General features: G+C 38.6%; 20 protein-coding genes. 8 read left to right on the forward strand and 12 right to left on the reverse strand.

The features are described 5' to 3' along the window. The first annotated feature begins 47 nt into the window (after positions 1-47). From Aru01_RS01750 to Aru01_RS01760, 3 genes are read left to right on the forward strand one after another with little or no spacing between them, the layout of a single operon-like run. The gene (locus tag Aru01_RS01750) at positions 48-326 is read left to right on the forward strand and encodes a holin (protein ID WP_016656341.1); all 279 of its coding nucleotides are present in this window, start codon (positions 48-50) and stop codon (positions 324-326) included. Further along, the gene (locus Aru01_RS01755) at positions 313-819 is read left to right on the forward strand and encodes a lysozyme (protein WP_016656340.1); all 507 of its coding nucleotides are present in this window, start codon (positions 313-315) and stop codon (positions 817-819) included. The genes Aru01_RS01750 and Aru01_RS01755 overlap by 14 nt, the downstream gene beginning before the upstream one ends. Next, positions 819-1,328 (forward strand): hypothetical protein, encoded by a 510-nt coding sequence (locus Aru01_RS01760; protein WP_016656339.1) that lies wholly within the window; start codon positions 819-821, stop codon positions 1,326-1,328. The genes Aru01_RS01755 and Aru01_RS01760 overlap by 1 nt, the downstream gene beginning before the upstream one ends. Positions 1,329-1,519: 191 nt before the next feature. Here Aru01_RS01760 and Aru01_RS01765 read toward each other — a convergent pair whose 3' ends face one another. From Aru01_RS01765 to Aru01_RS01780, 4 genes are all read right to left on the reverse strand, one after another. Further along, positions 1,520-2,326, reverse strand: a complete 807-nt coding sequence (locus Aru01_RS01765; RefSeq protein WP_016656338.1) for an AraC family transcriptional regulator — start codon at positions 2,324-2,326, stop codon at positions 1,520-1,522. 13 nt (positions 2,327-2,339) lie between these two features. Continuing rightward, complete coding sequence (locus tag Aru01_RS01770; RefSeq protein ID WP_016656337.1) at positions 2,340-2,741, reverse strand: GlcG/HbpS family heme-binding protein; 402 nt, start codon at positions 2,739-2,741, stop codon at positions 2,340-2,342. Positions 2,742-2,806: 65 nt separating this feature from the next. Next, the gene (locus tag Aru01_RS01775) at positions 2,807-3,598 is read right to left on the reverse strand and encodes an SDR family oxidoreductase (RefSeq protein WP_016656336.1); all 792 of its coding nucleotides are present in this window, start codon (positions 3,596-3,598) and stop codon (positions 2,807-2,809) included. 464 nt (positions 3,599-4,062) lie between these two features. Beyond that, positions 4,063-4,980, reverse strand: a complete 918-nt coding sequence (locus Aru01_RS01780) for a LysR family transcriptional regulator (protein ID WP_016656335.1) — start codon at positions 4,978-4,980, stop codon at positions 4,063-4,065. 89 nt (positions 4,981-5,069) lie between these two features. On the opposite strand from Aru01_RS01780, the gene Aru01_RS01785 reads away from it, so the two are divergent. Next, complete coding sequence (locus tag Aru01_RS01785; RefSeq protein WP_016656334.1) at positions 5,070-5,564, forward strand: GNAT family N-acetyltransferase; 495 nt, start codon at positions 5,070-5,072, stop codon at positions 5,562-5,564. A gap of 231 nt (positions 5,565-5,795) precedes the next feature. Here the strand turns inward: Aru01_RS01785 and Aru01_RS01790 are convergent, their stop codons facing one another. The 6 genes from Aru01_RS01790 to Aru01_RS01815 form a co-directional block, all read right to left on the reverse strand. Further along, positions 5,796-6,539 (reverse strand): SDR family NAD(P)-dependent oxidoreductase, encoded by a 744-nt coding sequence (locus Aru01_RS01790; protein ID WP_016656333.1) that lies wholly within the window; start codon positions 6,537-6,539, stop codon positions 5,796-5,798. A 495-nt stretch (positions 6,540-7,034) separates the two neighbouring features. Continuing rightward, entirely contained in the window at positions 7,035-8,234 is a 1,200-nt protein-coding gene (locus Aru01_RS01795) for an acyl-CoA dehydrogenase family protein (RefSeq protein ID WP_016656332.1), read from the reverse strand. Between the two features lie 23 nt (positions 8,235-8,257). Continuing rightward, positions 8,258-9,553, reverse strand: a complete 1,296-nt coding sequence (locus Aru01_RS01800) for an acyl-CoA dehydrogenase family protein (protein ID WP_016656331.1) — start codon at positions 9,551-9,553, stop codon at positions 8,258-8,260. Positions 9,554-9,861: 308 nt separating this feature from the next. Then, positions 9,862-10,353 (reverse strand): GNAT family N-acetyltransferase, encoded by a 492-nt coding sequence (locus Aru01_RS01805; protein ID WP_016656330.1) that lies wholly within the window; start codon positions 10,351-10,353, stop codon positions 9,862-9,864. A 91-nt stretch (positions 10,354-10,444) separates the two neighbouring features. Beyond that, entirely contained in the window at positions 10,445-11,830 is a 1,386-nt protein-coding gene (locus Aru01_RS01810; protein ID WP_016656329.1) for an ABC1 kinase family protein, read from the reverse strand. Between the two features lie 119 nt (positions 11,831-11,949). Next, positions 11,950-12,255 (reverse strand): hypothetical protein, encoded by a 306-nt coding sequence (locus tag Aru01_RS01815; protein WP_016656328.1) that lies wholly within the window; start codon positions 12,253-12,255, stop codon positions 11,950-11,952. Between the two features lie 170 nt (positions 12,256-12,425). Here Aru01_RS01815 and Aru01_RS01820 point away from each other — a divergent pair, with 170 nt between their 5' ends. The 3 genes from Aru01_RS01820 (at position 12,426) to aroC (ending at position 14,944) form a co-directional block, all read left to right on the forward strand. Next, on the forward strand, positions 12,426-12,650 hold the full coding sequence (locus Aru01_RS01820; RefSeq protein ID WP_016656326.1) for a hypothetical protein: 225 nt from the start codon (positions 12,426-12,428) through the stop codon (positions 12,648-12,650). A gap of 179 nt (positions 12,651-12,829) precedes the next feature. Next, positions 12,830-13,840, forward strand: a complete 1,011-nt coding sequence (gene prmB, locus Aru01_RS01825; protein ID WP_016656325.1) for a 50S ribosomal protein L3 N(5)-glutamine methyltransferase — start codon at positions 12,830-12,832, stop codon at positions 13,838-13,840. Between the two features lie 12 nt (positions 13,841-13,852). Then, positions 13,853-14,944 (forward strand): chorismate synthase, encoded by a 1,092-nt coding sequence (gene aroC / locus Aru01_RS01830; RefSeq protein WP_016656324.1) that lies wholly within the window; start codon positions 13,853-13,855, stop codon positions 14,942-14,944. A 74-nt stretch (positions 14,945-15,018) separates the two neighbouring features. Here aroC and Aru01_RS01835 read toward each other — a convergent pair whose 3' ends face one another. Further along, entirely contained in the window at positions 15,019-16,239 is a 1,221-nt protein-coding gene (locus Aru01_RS01835; protein ID WP_016656323.1) for an alpha/beta fold hydrolase, read from the reverse strand. 100 nt (positions 16,240-16,339) lie between these two features. On the opposite strand from Aru01_RS01835, the gene Aru01_RS01840 reads away from it, so the two are divergent. Then, a complete protein-coding gene (locus Aru01_RS01840) occupies positions 16,340-17,185 on the forward strand; it encodes a LysR family transcriptional regulator (RefSeq protein ID WP_016656322.1) in 846 nt (281 codons plus the stop codon). A gap of 218 nt (positions 17,186-17,403) precedes the next feature. Here Aru01_RS01840 and Aru01_RS01845 read toward each other — a convergent pair whose 3' ends face one another. Continuing rightward, positions 17,404-18,129 (reverse strand): glutamine amidotransferase, encoded by a 726-nt coding sequence (locus tag Aru01_RS01845; RefSeq protein WP_016656321.1) that lies wholly within the window; start codon positions 18,127-18,129, stop codon positions 17,404-17,406. Positions 18,130-18,230: the final 101 nt, after the last annotated feature.

The raw sequence follows: 18,230 nt of genomic DNA on the forward strand, positions 1-18,230 counted from the left end.
CAACAAACCCCACTAAATCCTAAGCTTAAATGAGCTTGGGATTTTTTATGGGACAAAATAAAGTGTCTGAGAATAAAAATGCTCTGTTTGAGATGGCAACAACGTCATCACCATCAGTTGCAACACAAACAACATACTGGTCCACAGTTGGTGGCCTAGCGGGCTACCTCGCTCAAGTCGATGTTATCGCATGGTTTGGTATTGGTATCGCGCTATTTACGGCAGCAATCAACTGGCATTACAAGCGTCAAGAAAACAAACGTGCTAACCAGATCCACCAACTAAAGCTTAAAGAATTAGAGGGGCAGTGCAATGTCAAAGACTAAATATGCCGTTACCTTGGCCACTGCTATTTCTGCTGCAGGTGTTCTATTTACATCGAACTACGAGGGCTTTAGCTCTAAGCCTTATTACGACTCTGGAAAGGTGGCAACAATCGGTTATGGATCTACAGTGCATCCAAATGGCCAAAAGGTAAAAATCACGGATAAACCGATCGATAAAAAGACCAGTATGGAATATCTGCAGATCCACATGACCAAAGATGCACAACGATTTAATAAATCGTTGCAAGGCGTAAAGTTATCCCAAGCTGAATATGATCTGTATATGGATTTCACCTATCAATTTGGTACTGGAGCTTGGTCTGGATCTTCAATGCTTCGTAACTTGAAGTCTGGCCAACACGCTCGAGCATGCAAGTCATTGCTCAAGTGGAAGTACGTCAGCAAGAAAGACTGCAGTATTCGTTCAAGCAATTGCTATGGCGTTTGGACTCGTCAGCAAGCACGTTATGAAAAGTGCATGGGGGAGAACTAATGCAGATCCTCGCATTTATTTTAAATAACAAACGTTGGACCATGATTATTATTTTGTTGCTGTATACAGTTTGGCAAACCGCCCAATTAAACAGCTTAGCTGGTGATATTAAAAAGCTAAAAGTTGAATGCCAAGACAAAGTAAAAACCGAAGTGACCAAAGCAGTAAAACCATATGAGCAAGCCATAGCTAAAGCACAAGCCGAAGCCTTGGCCAAGCAAAAAACATATCAATCCAATCTATTAAAGGCAGAACAAAATGCTAATCAAAAAATCAAAGCTGCTAACGATGATGCTCTTGCTGCCGATCGTGCAGCTAACAGCCTGTCAAAGCAACTCAGTGAAGCAAAGCGCAGTTTGTCCAACGCTTCCCGAGAAACCATTATTAAGTACATCATCATCCAGTCAGACGTATTCGAGCAGTGCACAGCAGAATATACAAAAATGGCAAGAAGCTGTGATGCAGAGCGAATTGATAAAGAGAAATTGATAGACGCTTGGCCCGAATAGGCATGATATTATTGGCTTAATTACATGGTGTTAACCTGTGGATAACTATGTGTTTACGCCTGATTTACGCCAATAAAATATAAGTTATTGATTTTGAAAATAATTAAGTACCTAAATTAGGCGCTTTTTATTTGTTTTATTGCCACCTGTAATTAAGTTTCGTTTTAACTGTCCATAAGGTTTTAAAAGATTTAAATGAGTTCGGAAGTTGTCAGTCCAAACTTTTTTTTAAATACATAATAGAAATGTGATAAGTTTTCAAAACCCAAATCAAGGTAGAAATCTACAGGTTTTTCTTGATTATACTTGATACGATACATTGCTTCTTCAAGCCGCTTATCTCTTAACCATTTTCTGGGAGAGGTGTGAAATATTTTTGAAAAATCACGCTTAAAACCTGAAATGCTTCTGCCTGTTAATTGTGCAAATGTTGTTATAGGTACGTTGAACATATAATTTTGATTCATAAATTCTTCAAGATCAATTTTATAGGGTTCAGAAAAGTCAAATAGAATATATTTAAAATCTGGATTGGATTGAAGTAAAAGCTCAATTGCTTCCCTAATTTTTAATGCTGCCAATTTAGGTGTAGCTTGTTTGGTTTTATGAATATATGGACTGAGTGACAGAAAGTATGTGTTCAAAAAATCATTTGCTTCAACAATCATTATCGGTTCAATATCATATTGGTCATCGATGATGATTTTATTCTCGAAGGCATATTGATAAAGTTCATCATGATCTAGCGTGATGGAAATAAACTCATATTTTCCAGATAAGGAAGGATATTTAATTGTTCGTATGAGCTGATTTTTTTTTACCAAGATAATGGTATTTTCTTTGATGACAATTTTCTGATCTGCGTGGAAAGCATGGGTTTCACCTGAGACTTGAAACCCAAGAAAATATTCTGATATAAAATCCTCAAATCCTCTATATTGCTTAAAGGCACAGGAATACACTAATTTATCAAATATAATTTCTGTTTTTGCTTCCATCTTCTTCAATGCTTTAAATTAATGAAAAAACTTTTGCACCCGTAGCTGCAATTTCCTTATCCTGTTCAGGGGTTCCACCTGATGAACCAATCGCACCAATAATTTTCCCTTGTTTATCTTTTATAACAACGCCACCTGCTACGGTTAAAAGCCCGCCATTGCTGTTCAGCATACCATAGCTATTCATTTCTGCACTATTCATAATATTTCCCATGATATCGCTATCTAAACCGAACATCATTGCAGTTTTAGCTTTTTTAATTGCAAAATCTACTACACCGTACACACTATCGAGTCGTGCCAGTGATAATAAATGTCCACCTGTATCAACCACAGCAATGGTCACAGCAACATTGAGTTGATTTGCTTTTGCTATAGCAGTATTTAAAACATTTGAAGCATCATCATAGGTCATCGTTATTCTCATTGAATTGATCAAAAAAATACACTGATTATGGTTTTTTGCTTAGATTGAATAACTTAACTTTTAGCTATCCATGCATCTGCTTGTAATTGTTTCACAAAATCTTCAGTTTCTTTAGGATGCACATTTCTGAAATAACACTGATCATCCAATGCAACATGAATAATGGTGTCTGCCATTGACTGCGGATCCAATTGATCATGAAGTGATTCAGCTATGTCATCAAAAACTGCAGCTGGGGTAAAGTTTTTTTCAGGGTTATACCAACGAAAAATTGAATCCACACCACGATCATTAAATCCTGTACCAAATACCCCTGGATTACAGGTTGCAATTTTAATATTGAACGGAGCAAGCTCTGTTTTTAATCCTTCAGCAATAGACTCCATCGCATGCTTAGATGCACAATATGCTGCAACATAAGGCACAGTCCAAAGTCCTCCCATTGAAGTTGTAAAAACAATTTTTGCTGGTTTACTTTGTTCAATCCATTTTTTGATAAAGCCCTGTGAAAGTTTAAGACCACCAAAAACATTCACCTCAAACATAGAGCGAATCAAATCCAAGGGTTGCTCAGCAATTGGTCCACCTTCCATAATTCCCGCATTACTTATTAGGATATCGATTTCATATTTCTCTACGATATATTCAATATCACGAGCATCTGTAATATCTAATTTATCAACGACAAGCTCAAGACCTAATTCCTTGGACTCTCGGATGAGATCACTCATTTGAGGGTATACTTCTGTCGTTGCAATAACATTGTATCCTTTTCTGGCCAAGTCAAAAGCAGCAATTTTTCCAAAGCCACTTGCAGCACCAGTAATTAAAATAGTTTTACTCATTCTCTAAATTCCCTAATGCACATTGCGGCATGGTTGAATATTGATTTAGAGTATCGCATGTTGAATTGACGATCTTATTTTCAAAAAGCCCAAATATGTATTGCTAAAAAGCTCAGTAGACAGGTAAGTACTTGTTATGCTCGGATATACAATGATTTCATCTTTTTTTAATGAGGCGAGATGTATTGCTGATGTAATATGATGAGCTAATCCCTAATCAGAATAAATATTTAAACTTATTTTGGTTTTAACTAATATATTTAATGAAACAATAAATAGTGAAGCATAAGGAGTGTTGTTAAAATTTAAACAATGCTTTAAAAGCAATCACGATGAATAGATTAAAAAAATATTCGAGGTGATTTTCCTTATAAAGAATGAATATTTGGGGCAAGCTCAATCTATAACAACTATGGATTGTTGAGCAATATTTGCTTTAGAGTCTAGAGTTAAGATCGTCTTATCTATTGCCAGTTTAAATCTTTAATTTGATTGATTAGCCAAGTCTGAGCGGGGTTCAATTCGTCTTGTTTTACTGAAAATATATTAACTTGATATTCTGGAACACGAAAAGGTAATTCAAAAAATTCTATAGAATAAAAGTCTTGAAGTACAATTGCTGCTTTGTACGGTAATGTGATAATTAGATCTGAGCCTTCTATTAGGTAAGGGCTACTCATGATGTTAGGTAGTTCAACGACTATATTTCTTTTTAGTCCAATTTTCTTTAAGGATTGATCAATAATTCCATTGTGTTCATGCCATGCATTAATACGTATATGATTCGCTTGGATATATTCTTCCAAATTAATAGATTGATATTTGCCTTTAGGCGCAACTACAACATACTTATCTTTAAAGCACTTAAATGACTCTAAATCCTTGGGCAGCTCTTCGACTTGTTCTGAATAACCAATAGTAAAATCAATTTTTCCCAACTGCATATTTTTAAAAGAATTTTCTCTACTTTCATGAATAATCTTCAGGCTAATATTGGGTGCTAATGTTCTACATCTTTTAATCAGTGAGGGTAGAATACTAAAAATGGTATATTCTGTTGCTGCGATAGAAAATTTATAACTGCTTTTCTTATAATCGAATTCCTCATTGTTAAATAATTGAGTTGATAGTATTTCAAGGCTATCAAAAATTGCTGGAGCTATTTTTTCAGCTATTTTTGTTGGTTTCATTTCACCATCAACTCTTACAAAAAGAGGATCTTGTAATGCGGATCGGAGTCTATTTAGAGCATGGCTAAATGCTGATGGGCTGATAAATAAGGACTCTGCAGCATGACTGACATTTCGGTGTTTATACAAAGCACTAAATACGATGAGCAGATTAAGATCAAAGTTATTTGGAATGAAATGCATAATATTCATTTTTTAAAACAATAAATTGCATCTTACACACTCTAAAAGTATTTTAAAATATCAAGATTTCTTCTTTTACAATGAGTAAGGTGCTTTAAATGAATCTTTCAACCCGTCAAGTTACACCAAGTGATATTGATCGCTGCTTTGAAATAGAGTCTTCAGCTTATCCGCTAGAGGAGGCTGCTACTCGTGAAAAAATTAAAGTACGGGCAGAGCAATATCCAGAAGGGTTCATTGTTTTAGAATCGGATCACAACATCATAGGTTTCATTAATAGTGGATGTACAGATGAGGTTGTGATGTCTGATGAAAACTTTAAAGAGCTAATAGGTCATTCGTCTACTGCTGCGAATGTTGTAATTATGTCTGTGGTAATTGATCCCGTGTTTCAGGGACTTGGTTATTCTTCTCAATTGATGAATGCGTTTATAAAATCAGTAGTCGATTTAGAAAAGAGAGCAATACACTTAATGTGTAAGGATCAATACGTTAAGCTATATGAAAAGTTTGGCTTTAAATATAGTAAAGTTTCTGAATCAAGTCATGGTGGCGAAAAGTGGCATGAAATGCTTCTAGAAATTTTGAAATAGTTTCAGAAAAACGATATTAGATTTCTCCTATTTATTTGCAAAAAAATGCAGCAAAAACTGTCGATGGATAAACTTCAATAGCTTCTTGTGATTTACTTATTGCTGTTTTAGTTTTTAGTATTCATACGAGATAGGGCAAGATCATCTGCTAAGACAACAGAGATCTTGTCTATACCAGATATAGTGTATAAACATTTATACCCTGGTGAAATAAAGTGAAGTGAATGTCGATTATTGTGCTGTATAACCACCATCGACCAATACAGCTGTGCCATTCACAAATGAGGCTTCATCACTGGCAAGGAAAAGCACTACATTGGCCACTTCTTCTGGTCGACCGAGGCGACCAATTGGATGAAGCTTTGCAAGATTTTCTTTTTGTCGAACATCGGCTGCACTTAATAACGGTGTATCAATATAGCCTGGGCAGACAGCATTAATACGAATTCCTCTACTGGCATAATCAATCGCTAGTGTTTGGGTTAAAAGTTTTACTCCACCTTTTGCGGCTGCATAAGCTGTTACGCCTTTTTTACCCACCCAACTATGTATAGAGCCACAGTTCACAATGATACCTGTTTGTTCTTGAGCTAACCAATATTCAATTGCAGCTTTATTGAGTAAGTAGACAGAGGTTAAATTAATATCGATGGTTTTTTGCCAACGGTCTAAGGGGAGTTGGTCAATTGGCCCGTCAGCAGCAATTCCGGCATTTGCATATACAATATCTAAAGCAGCAAAGGTTTTTATTGTGTATTGGATTAAATCATTATTTTCTTGTTCATTACGCACATCAATTTTAAAAAATGTCGTGATATAACCTTGCTGATTGAGATCATCACTGAGGATTTGACCTTGTTCATTTAAATCAGCGATAACTACTTTAGCGCCTTTTGAACAAAAAGCACGGACTGTAGCTAAACCAATGCCACTTGCACCTCCAGTGACAATCACAACTTTATTATTAAAATTCATAGCGTTTTTACTCTTATATTTTAGATGATTGCTTTGATCATAACCTAGCTTAGCATTGAGTCAAATCAAAACATGTCAATCTAATGAGTTCGAAGGTGCTTTGCCTTTATTTTTTAGGCTTACAGCGAGTCACAATCCATGAAATTTCATCAATAGAGAAAATGGTACTTCGACATCATTCATTAGCATGATTTTGATTTCAGTTGTGCTTACCGCGTGTAGTTCCGCAGCAATAAATCAAACAACCGATATTTTTCAATATTATTGCTGGGAAATCTTCTGGCTATAGACATACACAGGGATAGCGTCAGCCACAAGTGAGTGCAGCACAAGAACGCCATGCCAATATTGAGGCATATTGCAAGGCGACAATAGGGCATCGTAAAGAGCTGGAATAGTTCAGGCTGTGGGGAGCATCGTTAAAATAGATTAAAAAAGAGACCAAGTTGAGTAAGTTAGGGTCTCTTTTTTAATCAATATCTTAGTGGTTTTTGCTTATTTTAATTCACTAGAGGATTTGCCCAGTTCACGGCGAGCGATAATCAATTGCTGAATTTGCTGTGTCCCCTCAAAAATATCTAAAATTTTTGAATCTCGTGCCCATTTTTCTAACAGCTCAACTTCGCTGTATCCCATCGGCCCTGCAAGTTCGACACATTTTAATGTGATTTCATTGCAAATTCGGCCCGCTTTTGCTTTGGAAATAGACGCTTCTTTTGAATTAGGCTTGCGATTATCAGCCATCCAAGCGGCTTTTAACATGAGTAAACGTGCAGCTTCCCATTCAGCCTCCATACGATAAATTTGTGCAGCAATATTGGAACAGTGTAAATAGGGGGTTGCATAGTCTGGATCTAAATCATCTTTAAAAATTTCTTTGATACGTTCTAATGAGGCTTTGGCACAGCCCACAGCCATGGCCGCAACCAAAGGTCGAGTATTGTCAAAAGTTTCCATGACCCCCGCAAAACCTTTGGCAACATCAATTTCAGCATTGCCTAACAAATTATTGGCTGGAATGCGACAGTTAACAAAACTAATCGCTGCAGTATCAGAAGCTTTAATCCCAAGTTTATGCTCAAGACGTTCAACTGTCATACCAGCTGTACCGTGCGGTACCACAAAAGATTTAATTGCCGCACGGCCTAATTTTTTGTCCAAAGTTGCCCAAACCACCACCGCATCAGCACGCTCACCTGAGGTAACAAAGATTTTTTCTCCATTTAAGATGTATTCATCGCCGTCTTTTTGCGCCGTGGTACGAATGGCCGCAGAGTCAGAGCCGCAATCAGGTTCGGTGATTGCCATTGCTGCCCATATGCCATGAAAGCGTTTTAATTGCTCTTCATTGGCGACAGCAGCAATGGCTGAGTTACCTAAACCTTGGCGTGGCATTGAAAGCAATAATGCTGTATCGCCATAGCACATCTCTATTACACTCAATGCGGTCGACATATTGACGCCATTTTTATTTTGCTCATCTTGTGCACCACGTTTGCCTACAGCAGCACCTGCATTGAGACCATCACCGCCCTCATTCATACCATCCACTAAAGCAGCAAGCATATCGAGCTCTTTGGGATATTGGTGCTCAGCTTTATCGTATTTTCTAGATATTGGGCGTAAAACATTGATCGCGACTTCATTGGCCTGATCGAGTAACATTTTAAATTTTCTAGGTGTTTGTAAATTCATGGTTATTCCTTTAAAGCTGTGAATTAGGCATGCAAGCCAGCATGTAAAATTGCAGTTGCACGAAGGTCGCGATACCAACGTTCAACAGGATGTTCTTTGGTATAACCATGACCACCTAATATTTGTACGCCATCTGTTGCAATTTTCATGGCTTTCTCAGCACAGAGTAACCTTGCTAAATAGGCTTCACGATGAAAAGTTTGATTTGTTTCAGCTAGACTTGCAGCATTGAGAACCAAGACTCGCATGGCGTCAATTTCTATTGCCATATCAGCAATCATAAAGGCAATACTTTGTCGATGTGAGATCGGTTCAGCAAAGGCAGTTCGTTGATTGGCATAATCGATACAGTAGCTTTTGACTGCCTCACAACAACCCACAGCCAGCGCACACCACATGAGATTGCCAAGATCTACAAAAGCAGCATAATCAAAATCTTCGTCGCCTAAACGTTGTGCTGGTGTTTGGCTAAAGATCAGATCTACGGTTTCGGTTGCTTTAAGGCCCATGGCAGGTGATTTTTTACATTGGATCGTTGCATCACGCTCAACAACAAAAACTTCAGGTTGTTGATTAAACTCAGCACTAACCAATAGAAAATCCGCAGTTTCTCCAAGTAATACGAGTGTTTTTTCACCATTGATATAAAACTGTCCATCCTGACAATGTGCTTGGGTATTTAAGCGAAATGGATGAAAGGCGGGAGTCGCTTCTTGCACAGCAAAACTGGCTTGCAGATTTTCTTGGTCGGCAAAAGCTGAGAGATAAGTATTTTGAATCTGTTCTGAGCCCCACTGTGAGATACAGTTAATCACACTAAAGTTGCACAGTAGAGCTGCAGCTAAACTAAAATCTCCCCGCGCGAGATGTTCAGCAATAAGTACATGGGTCACCATTTGTTTTTCTGCAGCAACACCTTGATAGGCTTCGGGAAGGGCATAAAAATTGAGTCCAAGATCTTGGGCGTGTTGCCAAAGTTCTGTTGGAAAAGTTTCATGTTGATCTGCTGCATGAGCAAGAGGGTAAAGCACTTTTTGGGCAAATTGTTGCATAGCGTCACAAGTCATTTGTTGTTCAGGACTGAGGCTAAGATCAAACAAATCGCTGTGCGTGCTGATGAGACGTTGTTTTTTTTGCTGGTTGTTAGGTTTTAAAATTTTTTGTGTGTGAGATAAGGTTTTAAAACCAGTCTTTGCGCCATGGTACAGTGATTTCTCAATGATCTTTCTCAGTTTGAGTTGGTCAACTACATCACTTCCTGCGATCTTTGAAAGAAAGGCCAATCCTATACCTTGTGCTTTCTTCGTCATGTTGGTCATCATTGAGTCCTGTGTAATTATTCGACGAGTAAGCGAAATAGTGACACGCTCTTTGTTTAAAAACTATGTCAGGCTTGACGATATATCGATGCAAATATCAGTGAATTTAATACACTTTTTAAAATTGATATCCATATGAATTAAAAGAATTAACTTGTTTTTATCTCGATGATTTTTTTTGTGGAATTGGCCAAATTGACAATTATTGAGCAGATCTTAAAAAATATTGAGGTCATTGATCTGCATTGTTAGGACAGCAGTGCTCTATAACATCGCAATTGTGTTTGAAATAGCTTTCTGTAATGCGGCTATGCAGTCGTGTGGATCCAAAACCGTTGTTCGAGCCGCTTTGTTCTTGGGTTTTCTAAAGGAACACTGCTTCGCAGCCATCCTTGACGCTCATAAAGCCTTATGGCGTTCATATTGTCGCAATAGACATTCAGATATACGCGGTTAAATCCTTTGCTTGCGGCGATGGGCAATAACGCGCTCAGTAATTTTTTACCAATATTACGCTGCCAATATAGAGGATTTACACCCAAATAGACCAGCTCAGCGGATTGTTGTTCATCTAGATGTGGTGCAAGCGCGGCAAAGCCAACAACATTTTCGTGGACGATGGCCAGCAGCAAAAATGCAAGTGGAGAGCGTGAAAGTACCTTTAGAATCACTGGACGTGCTTGTTGTAATGTGGCTGGTTCGCTGTCTGCATCACGTGCAGCTGTCGCAGCAGCCCAAATCAAAGCTGCATGATCAAGATAATCACCGCGCTCATCAACAACAATATCTATATGATCCATTCGTTGTATATATCCATTTTTAAGTTGAGCAACGAATTAAAAAAGCCGTAAAACTTGTTTTACGGCTTGAGTCGTATTTTGTTCAGCTATTTTAGCTTGTAACACCGATAAAAGGCTGGATCATTGCACGAACATTAGTTTTCGCTTCAATGACAGTCATAAAGGTATAAGCACCTATAAACTTACGACTTATAAACATGAACTCTTTCGGGGGGATGCTGAAATAACGTGAGGCCATTGATTTAGAAGCACGTTGCATAACACGACTATGCAATTGACTTTTCTTCCAATCATAGCGATGTTGTTCATCCATGACCCCCGCAGGTAGCTCTGGATTATTTTCAAGGCTACTAAATGCTTCAGTTGCCAATAAAAACACTTTTGCCATATCTGGTTTAATACTATGCGGCATAGCATCAAAAAATGTATATCCTGTCATCGCATTCACCATGGCTTGTGAATCATGGTCATAGCCTGCAATGATCAGATTGCGTGCAACTTGAAGTAATTGTGGGTCAAACTGACGTATTGCACCAAAATCGAGTAATACAATTTGATCAGGCTGCGTATCACCGTCACCTAAACGAACCAAATAGTTACCAAAATTTGGATCTGTTTGCATCTCACCCCATTCAAAGATTTCTCGAATTGCGATTTCAAGAGAAGCTTCGCCCAATTGATTCCGGCGTTGTTGTGGGAGAGAAAGCATGACTGGGCTATTAATTGGCACGCCTCGCTCAAAGGTCATACAAAGCACTTGAGGGGCACAGTATTGATCAATAATTTCAGGCACGATATAACGTGGGTCATCCGTTAAGCGTGCAGCAAAGCGTCGTGTTGTATCTGCTTCTAAGGCATAATCTACTTCACGGTGCATCATTTCACGCACTTCTTCAAACCACTGATCAAACTCACGTGTTTGCGGTACGATTCGTGTGAGTTTAAGCATATTTCTAAATAGATTCATATCTGAATCTATTGCATCTGCAACACCTGGGTATTGAACTTTGAGTACCAGCTCCTGACCATCTGATTTACGTGTTGCACGGTGTACCTGTGCCAATGAGGCTGTGCCTAATGGTTCAGGATCAATAGTGAGTTCATTTAATTTGCCACCCAGTTGCATGTGTAACTGTTGTTGAATCACAGGCCAATCCAATGCCACAGTCTGGTTGTTCAAAGTATTGAGTGCTTGAGTAACCTCTTCTGGTAGAAAATGTTCACCATACAAGGCCATCATTTGACCAATTTTAACAATTGAACCTTTAAGTTTGCCAATCTCAGAAACTAAATATTCAGCTTGTTCTTTGAGCGCTTTTTTTCGATTCAGTTCCTTATCTTCTTCACTTGAAAAAAAATGGCTTGCGCTTGATGCTGCCCAGCGGGTTCCAGCAAGTAAAGAGGCTTTAGCCAATGACAGGCGTCTATCCATAGAGGAGGTTTTTAACTGTTTCAGCTTCTCTTTTTGATCTGACATGAACATTAAGTCCTTTATACAAGCGGCAGATAAGTGGGTCTAAGGCATCTTACAGCTTATCTGCGCATAAAAAAAGTTTAATCCTCTGAACAACGCAGGCAAATTAAAAAATAGCTGCTTTAAATCCGAAACTTGATTTTCATAATTTGGCGTTGAGATAGCTGGACTTTGTGTGCATGAACAAAATCTAAAATCATATTTTTAACCAATTGATTGGTAAAACCTAACGCATAACCTTTAACGATAATGATACTGGGTAGGGAGAAAAAGAAGTATTTTGCATCATCGATACTGGCTTCAGTAAAGATTTGATATTCATTAAGCAATTGTTGAAAATATTGCTTTTCACTTTGCACGCGTTCTGAGTGTTCATCACCCCAATAACTTTGGCGCATCGCCAATAAGTCATTATGTTTGTAGCTCATTAAAAAGTTTCATTTCAAAATTTTGACTTAGTATAAGGTGGGGATGAATTTTGTGAATACAATTTATGTGAAAATAATTAATCAAATGTGTGAGCTGGGTGTATTTCATGAAAGTGTAAAATATGAATGTTATAAAATAAATATCTTGAATACACCACGTTGTTGAATAAATGAAAGATTTAAATACTGATGCAGTGAATCAACTTATCGAAGAGTCTAAAAAAGCAGGGAATACACCAAGTAAATTGGAGATAGGCTTTAAGACTTATGCACGCCTAGTTGAAGATGATCAGTTCTATGTTCATGTGACTAAATCAGAAGATTCTAAATCTCGTTTGTATAAAGGTATAAAAATCAAACTAGTAACTGAAAAATATCATTTAAAACTGAAATAAAAATAACAATAAAAAATATAGAAATTGGTGTTGAAATCGTGGTGCTGTACTTACAGCACCATTTTTATTTGAGCTGATGCATATTTTTGCTTTGTAGTTTGTGCAATAGACATTAAAAAAACACATAAAACAAGGTATGATAAGGCGTTTTGAATCACCTGATCTTGGAGACGCCCTAAGTGGATCGACCGACTATAAGCCCTGAACAATTACAGGAAGCCGCTGAACACCTCGTGAGCATACGCGATTTTATTCGTTTTGGGGTGTCTGCATTACGTCAATATGATGCACACTTGGGTCAAGGTACGGAAGATTATTTTGCTGAAAGTTCAGCTTTGGTATTGCAGACTTTATCACTCGATTGGAATGCTGATGCTGAAATCTTAGATGCCAAATTACTACCGAGTGAAAAAGCTGAATTCTTGGCACTGTTAGAGCGCCGTATCAATGAAAAAGTGCCGACTTCATATTTGTTAAACTTGGCATATTTCTGTGACAAACCATTTTATGTAGACGAGCGCGTACTGATTCCTCGTTCGCCTATTGCTGAATTAATACAACAACGTTTTGCACCTTACTGTTTAGATGAACATGGTCAAATGCGCGAAGCACGAAATGCCTTACCAGAAAATAGCAATCCACAAACACCACGTCGTATTTTAGATATGTGTACGGGTTCTGGCTGTATCGCGATTGCCTTGGCTTATGCTTTCCCAGATGCAGAGGTAGATGCAACTGATTTATCGAAAGAAGCATTAGAAGTTGCTTCAATTAATACTGAGCACCATAACATGCAATACCAGATTGCTTTGTTAGAGTCTGATCTGTTTGCTAAAATTCCAGCTGAAAATCAATATGATCTCATCGTGTCTAATCCACCTTATGTGGATGCTGAAGACATGGCTGATTTACCAGAAGAATTTCATCATGAACCTGAAATGGCTTTGGCAGCAGGTCAAGATGGCTTGGATTTGGTGCGTAAAATGCTGGCTCAAGCTGCTGACTATCTCACCGAAGATGGTTTGATTGTGATTGAAGTTGGTAATTCTGAATGGGCAATGCGCCAAAACTTTAATACCGTTGATTTGCATTGGCTACAGTTCGCTAAAGGCGGTTCAGGTATATTTGCTTTGACTGCTGAACAATGCCGTAAATATCGTGATGTGTTTATTCAATCTGTTACTGCATAAGGAGTTATGCATATGGCCGGCAATAGTATAGGTCAACTTTTTCGTGTGACCACCTGTGGTGAGTCACATGGTGTAGGTCTTATGGCCATTGTTGATGGTGTACCGCCAGGACTTGAACTGTGTGAACAGGATCTACAGTATGATTTGGATCGTCGTAAACCAGGAACTTCAAAATTCGCCACACAGCGTAAAGAAGCAGATCAAGTCGAAATTATTTCGGGTGTATTTGAAGGGAAAACTACAGGTACATCAATCGGTTTGTTAATTCGTAATACTGATCAGAAATCTAAAGATTATGGCAATATTGCTCAAACATTCCGTCCTGGTCATGCCGATTATACGTATACACAAAAGTATGGTTTTCGAGACTATCGTGGCGGCGGTCGTTCAAGTGCACGAGAAACCGCAATGCGAGTTGCAGCGGGTGCGATTGCGAAGAAATATCTTGCCGAGAAGTTTGCAATCTTGATTCGTGGCCATGTGACACAAATTGGTACTGAGAAAGCGACTAAACTGGATTGGAATGAAGTGTCTAACAATCCATTTTTCTGTGGCGATGTTGATGCAGTACCACGTTTTGAAACATTAGTGACTTCATTACGTGAACAAGGTACCAGCTGTGGTGCGAAGTTAGAAATTTTAGCTGAAAAAGTACCTGTGGGTTGGGGTGAACCTGTTTTTGATCGACTAGATGCTGATATTGCGCATGCGATGATGAGTATCAATGCGGTCAAAGGCGTGGAGATTGGTGATGGTTTCGCGGTCGCTGAACAGTTTGGTCATCAGACGCGTGATGAAATGAGCAGTGATGGTTTCCTTGCTAACCATGCAGGGGGGATCTTAGGTGGTATTTCATCGGGACAAACCATTCGTGTTGCAATTGCACTGAAACCTACGGCAAGTATTACTACCCCAGGTAAAACCATTGATATTCAAGGTCAAGATACCGATGTATTGACCAAAGGTCGTCATGATCCCTGTGTTGGTGTACGTGCCACACCTATTGCTGAAGCCATGTTAGCTATTGTATTAATGGATCATTTTATGCGTCACCGCGCACAAAATGCTGATGTGGTTCCACCGTTTATGGCAATTGAACCTTAATACTGTGTAGTCAAATGTTAAAGAAGCCGATCGTTATATCGGCTTTTTTTAATATATGTGAAAACCTGTATGGATCATGATTCGTGAATATGATTTAGGATGTTGCAGATGATTTGAGGCGATTCGCTAGGGATTGAATGGGTGGCCTGAGGAAGTACCTGATGTATCGCATTTGGAATTAGCTGAGCAATTTCCGCACCGAGTTCAATAGGTGTTGCAGTATCCATTGCTCCTGAGAGTACATAGGTCTTTGCTTGGATCGTAGTGATCTGTTTTCTAAGATCAGCCCGATGGAGTACCGCAGCCGCGAGTGCTTTGGCTAAATGTTCATGATTTGCTGTCATGAGTCGTGTAAGTTCAACTTCGCGTGTTTCCTGATGCTGATTTAAGTCTTGTTGACCATACTTGAGTTGCTGGATTTCCTTAAAAAGTTCTAGTTTATAACATGAGTTGCTGAGCAAAATTTTCTCTCGTTCACGCCAAGTCAGCAACCGCTCTGGATATTCTTCACGAGCTGATGTATTCATCAATATCAGATGAGTAATAAGCGCTGGATGTTGCGCTGCGATTCGCATTGCAATCATGCCACCTTGACTATGTCCAACAAGCGTGACTTTTTCAATGCCATATTCTTGAATCCATAACACAATATCTTGAGCAATGGCATCTAAATTGAGCTGATCACGCCAGCCACTTTCACCATGTCCTGGCAGATCAAAGCAGATGTGACGGTATCCTGGTAAGGCTTGAACGATAGGTCTCCAGAAGTTTCGATCTAAGAAGAGCCCATGCAAATAAATGATGGCTGCTCCGTTTCCAGTATCATTCCAAGCATAAGTCGTGGTGTTAATCATAATCTGACGACTTGGACTTGAGTCATTATGAACATGAGATAATAAAAGTGAATCTTCAAATATTTGATAACGTATTATTTTAGCTTCTTGAAGCGTAAATTTAATGATGTAATCACTATCAACGATGGTTTGCGTTGCTAAGACAAGGTGTCTAAATCGTCCGACAACCAAAACATCTTGTTCAGCGCTGAACATCTGGGTAATTGAAAATGTTAAGGGTTTAAATGCCTGTGGAAAATCTTCTAACCATTGTTTAATTGCTTGATGGCCTTGAATAATTCCCACTGTTTTGACTATGGGATCACCATCAATATGCCAAACAGCATTTGGGTGAATGTACTGTAGTGCTTTTGCAGTGTTATTTTGGCCAAAAGCAGACAAATAGCCTTGAACCACATTTATTTCTAGGTTTTGTGATTCTGCATTTATTTGACTATTCATTTCTCATCCTAAAGTTTTTGGGGTTTTAAAATGTTAGGTTTTTCTTATAGGTTTATAAATGGATTAAAATAAATGACTATTTTCCAAAAATGGAAAGAAAATGAATTGGGATGATCTACGTTTTTTTAGTGCAGTCGTACAGTATGAAAATATCAGCCATGCTGGAAAAGCGCTGGGTGTGAGCCCACAAACAGTTGCTCGCAAAATAACAGCACTTGAACAAAAATTAGCGACGACTTTATTTGTTCGGCATCCGCGAGGATATAAAGCAAATGCGGATGCGATGAGCCTTATTGAGGAAGTAAAAAATGCAGAAATGGTATTAAATACGCTGCAAAATAATTTCATTAATAAATCTAAGAAATTGGTTGGGACTGTACGTATTGCTGCACCTGAGTTAATTGCGACAGAAATTTTATTACCTGCTTTAAAACCATTTCTTGAATTATATCCAGCAATCAGTATTGAACTTATTACAGGTATTCATACAGTTGGGATTGCCAAAGGGGATGCTGATATTGCTTTACGCTTGGTTAGACCTGAACAAGGTGCATTAACCGTCAAAAAAGTGGGTGTGATGTCGAGTGGATTGTATTGCGCTATAGAAGGACAGGTAGATCTTGGTACCTCAAGATTAATTGGATGGGATACTCATATTGATTTACCTTCTGTACGTTGGTTGAGAAAAATAACCAGTCGAGAAGCGAACCTGAAATTAAATAGTTTGGCTGCACAAAGAACAGCGATTCAAGCGGGTTTAGGGGTAGGGATCTTACCGTGTTTTATTGCTGAGGGCTTACAACGCATTGAGCAACCTTATGTATTTGAAGAGTCTATTTGGTTGCTCACTCATGCGTCGAATATATCTACACCACGTATTCGCTTGGTTTACGATGAAATATCAGAAATTATGGCTAAAAATAGCTTTAGACTACGACAAGACTAGAGTTTTTCACATCGTCGCGATGCCACTGAGCGACAAGACAGTATTAATAGTTTTGTGGCACAGCGCAAGATTTAACCCCCAGCAATACATGTATAACGCTGGCAGGCCGATGTTTTAGAACAGGAAGAAGGCGCGGGCTCAGTTTTAAGTCACCATCAATATCGGCCTGAGTTTGACCGATTGAATTAATGTCCTGATATTGGCTGTATCCTTAAAATTCAGCCAATACTTAAATTTAATTTTTTCAAATAGCCTTCAAGAATTAAAGCAGCGGATTGTTCTAACGGTGCTGCATATTTTTGGTTCTCTTCACGCAGTTGTTTAATATCTATTTTAGCTTGATCAAGTTCAACACAGTGGCCGATGAGCCATTTTTCTAAATCCTCACCCATTACTTCAGCATGAAATTGTAAAGCAAGAACATTTGAACCATATTGGAAGGCTTGGTGTGGATAATGCTCAGAGCTTGCAAGGAGCTGTGCATTTTCTGGCAGGTCAAAAGAGTCGCCGTGCCAATGTAGGACTTTAATATTTTCTAAAGGGGCCAGTACATTATCCGCTACAGAAGCCAGTTTCAGCTGACTCCAACCAATCTCTTTGGTGTGTCCAGGATAAACATCTGCACCTAAGGCTTTGGCAATCAGCTGTGCACCTAAGCAAATACCTAAAGTCGGTAAGTTGTTCGCTAGGCGCTGTTTGAGTAGATCGATTTCTTGGCCAAGAAATGGAAAGCGATCTCGCTCATAGGCACTAATCGGACCACCTAAAATAACAGTGAGTCCGGGATGTTCCAAAGCAAGTTGCAGGTCATCTACACCAGCATCAAAATAGCGTACTCGAAATCCACGCTGATAAAATATGTCTTCAAAAGCGCCAAGGTCTTCAAAAGCCAGATGTTGGATTGCATAAACTGTTTTCATCGAATTAAGATTGTGCTGGGTCATAAATGATTACTTGTTTTAAAATGAGCTACAGTGACAGGGTAAAATAACAATGTCGAAAAGACCAATATCCGTTGTCATATCATCTGCTTTTACGATTTATT

Source organism: Acinetobacter rudis (genome assembly GCF_000829675.1).
Taxonomy (GTDB): domain Bacteria; phylum Pseudomonadota; class Gammaproteobacteria; order Pseudomonadales; family Moraxellaceae; genus Acinetobacter; species Acinetobacter rudis.

Bases quoted from the DNA above. Each gene is read 5' to 3' on its own strand.
- Aru01_RS01750 (WP_016656341.1), top strand. From the start codon at position 48: ATGGGACAAAATAAAGTGTCTGAGAATAAAAATGCTCTGTTTGAGATG.
- Aru01_RS01755 (WP_016656340.1), top strand. From the start codon at position 313: ATGTCAAAGACTAAATATGCCGTTACCTTGGCCACTGCTATTTCTGCT.
- Aru01_RS01760 (WP_016656339.1), top strand. From the start codon at position 819: ATGCAGATCCTCGCATTTATTTTAAATAACAAACGTTGGACCATGATT.
- Aru01_RS01765 (WP_016656338.1), bottom strand. From the start codon at position 2,326: ATGGAAGCAAAAACAGAAATTATATTTGATAAATTAGTGTATTCCTGT.
- Aru01_RS01770 (WP_016656337.1), bottom strand. From the start codon at position 2,741: ATGACCTATGATGATGCTTCAAATGTTTTAAATACTGCTATAGCAAAA.
- Aru01_RS01775 (WP_016656336.1), bottom strand. From the start codon at position 3,598: ATGAGTAAAACTATTTTAATTACTGGTGCTGCAAGTGGCTTTGGAAAA.
- Aru01_RS01780 (WP_016656335.1), bottom strand. From the start codon at position 4,980: ATGAATATTATGCATTTCATTCCAAATAACTTTGATCTTAATCTGCTC.
- Aru01_RS01785 (WP_016656334.1), top strand. From the start codon at position 5,070: ATGAATCTTTCAACCCGTCAAGTTACACCAAGTGATATTGATCGCTGC.
- Aru01_RS01790 (WP_016656333.1), bottom strand. From the start codon at position 6,539: ATGAATTTTAATAATAAAGTTGTGATTGTCACTGGAGGTGCAAGTGGC.
- Aru01_RS01795 (WP_016656332.1), bottom strand. From the start codon at position 8,234: ATGAATTTACAAACACCTAGAAAATTTAAAATGTTACTCGATCAGGCC.
- Aru01_RS01800 (WP_016656331.1), bottom strand. From the start codon at position 9,553: ATGACCAACATGACGAAGAAAGCACAAGGTATAGGATTGGCCTTTCTT.
- Aru01_RS01805 (WP_016656330.1), bottom strand. From the start codon at position 10,353: ATGGATCATATAGATATTGTTGTTGATGAGCGCGGTGATTATCTTGAT.
- Aru01_RS01810 (WP_016656329.1), bottom strand. From the start codon at position 11,830: ATGTCAGATCAAAAAGAGAAGCTGAAACAGTTAAAAACCTCCTCTATG.
- Aru01_RS01815 (WP_016656328.1), bottom strand. From the start codon at position 12,255: ATGAGCTACAAACATAATGACTTATTGGCGATGCGCCAAAGTTATTGG.
- Aru01_RS01820 (WP_016656326.1), top strand. From the start codon at position 12,426: ATGAAAGATTTAAATACTGATGCAGTGAATCAACTTATCGAAGAGTCT.
- aroC (WP_016656324.1), top strand. From the start codon at position 13,853: ATGGCCGGCAATAGTATAGGTCAACTTTTTCGTGTGACCACCTGTGGT.
- Aru01_RS01835 (WP_016656323.1), bottom strand. From the start codon at position 16,239: ATGAATAGTCAAATAAATGCAGAATCACAAAACCTAGAAATAAATGTG.
- Aru01_RS01840 (WP_016656322.1), top strand. From the start codon at position 16,340: ATGAATTGGGATGATCTACGTTTTTTTAGTGCAGTCGTACAGTATGAA.
- Aru01_RS01845 (WP_016656321.1), bottom strand. From the start codon at position 18,129: ATGACCCAGCACAATCTTAATTCGATGAAAACAGTTTATGCAATCCAA.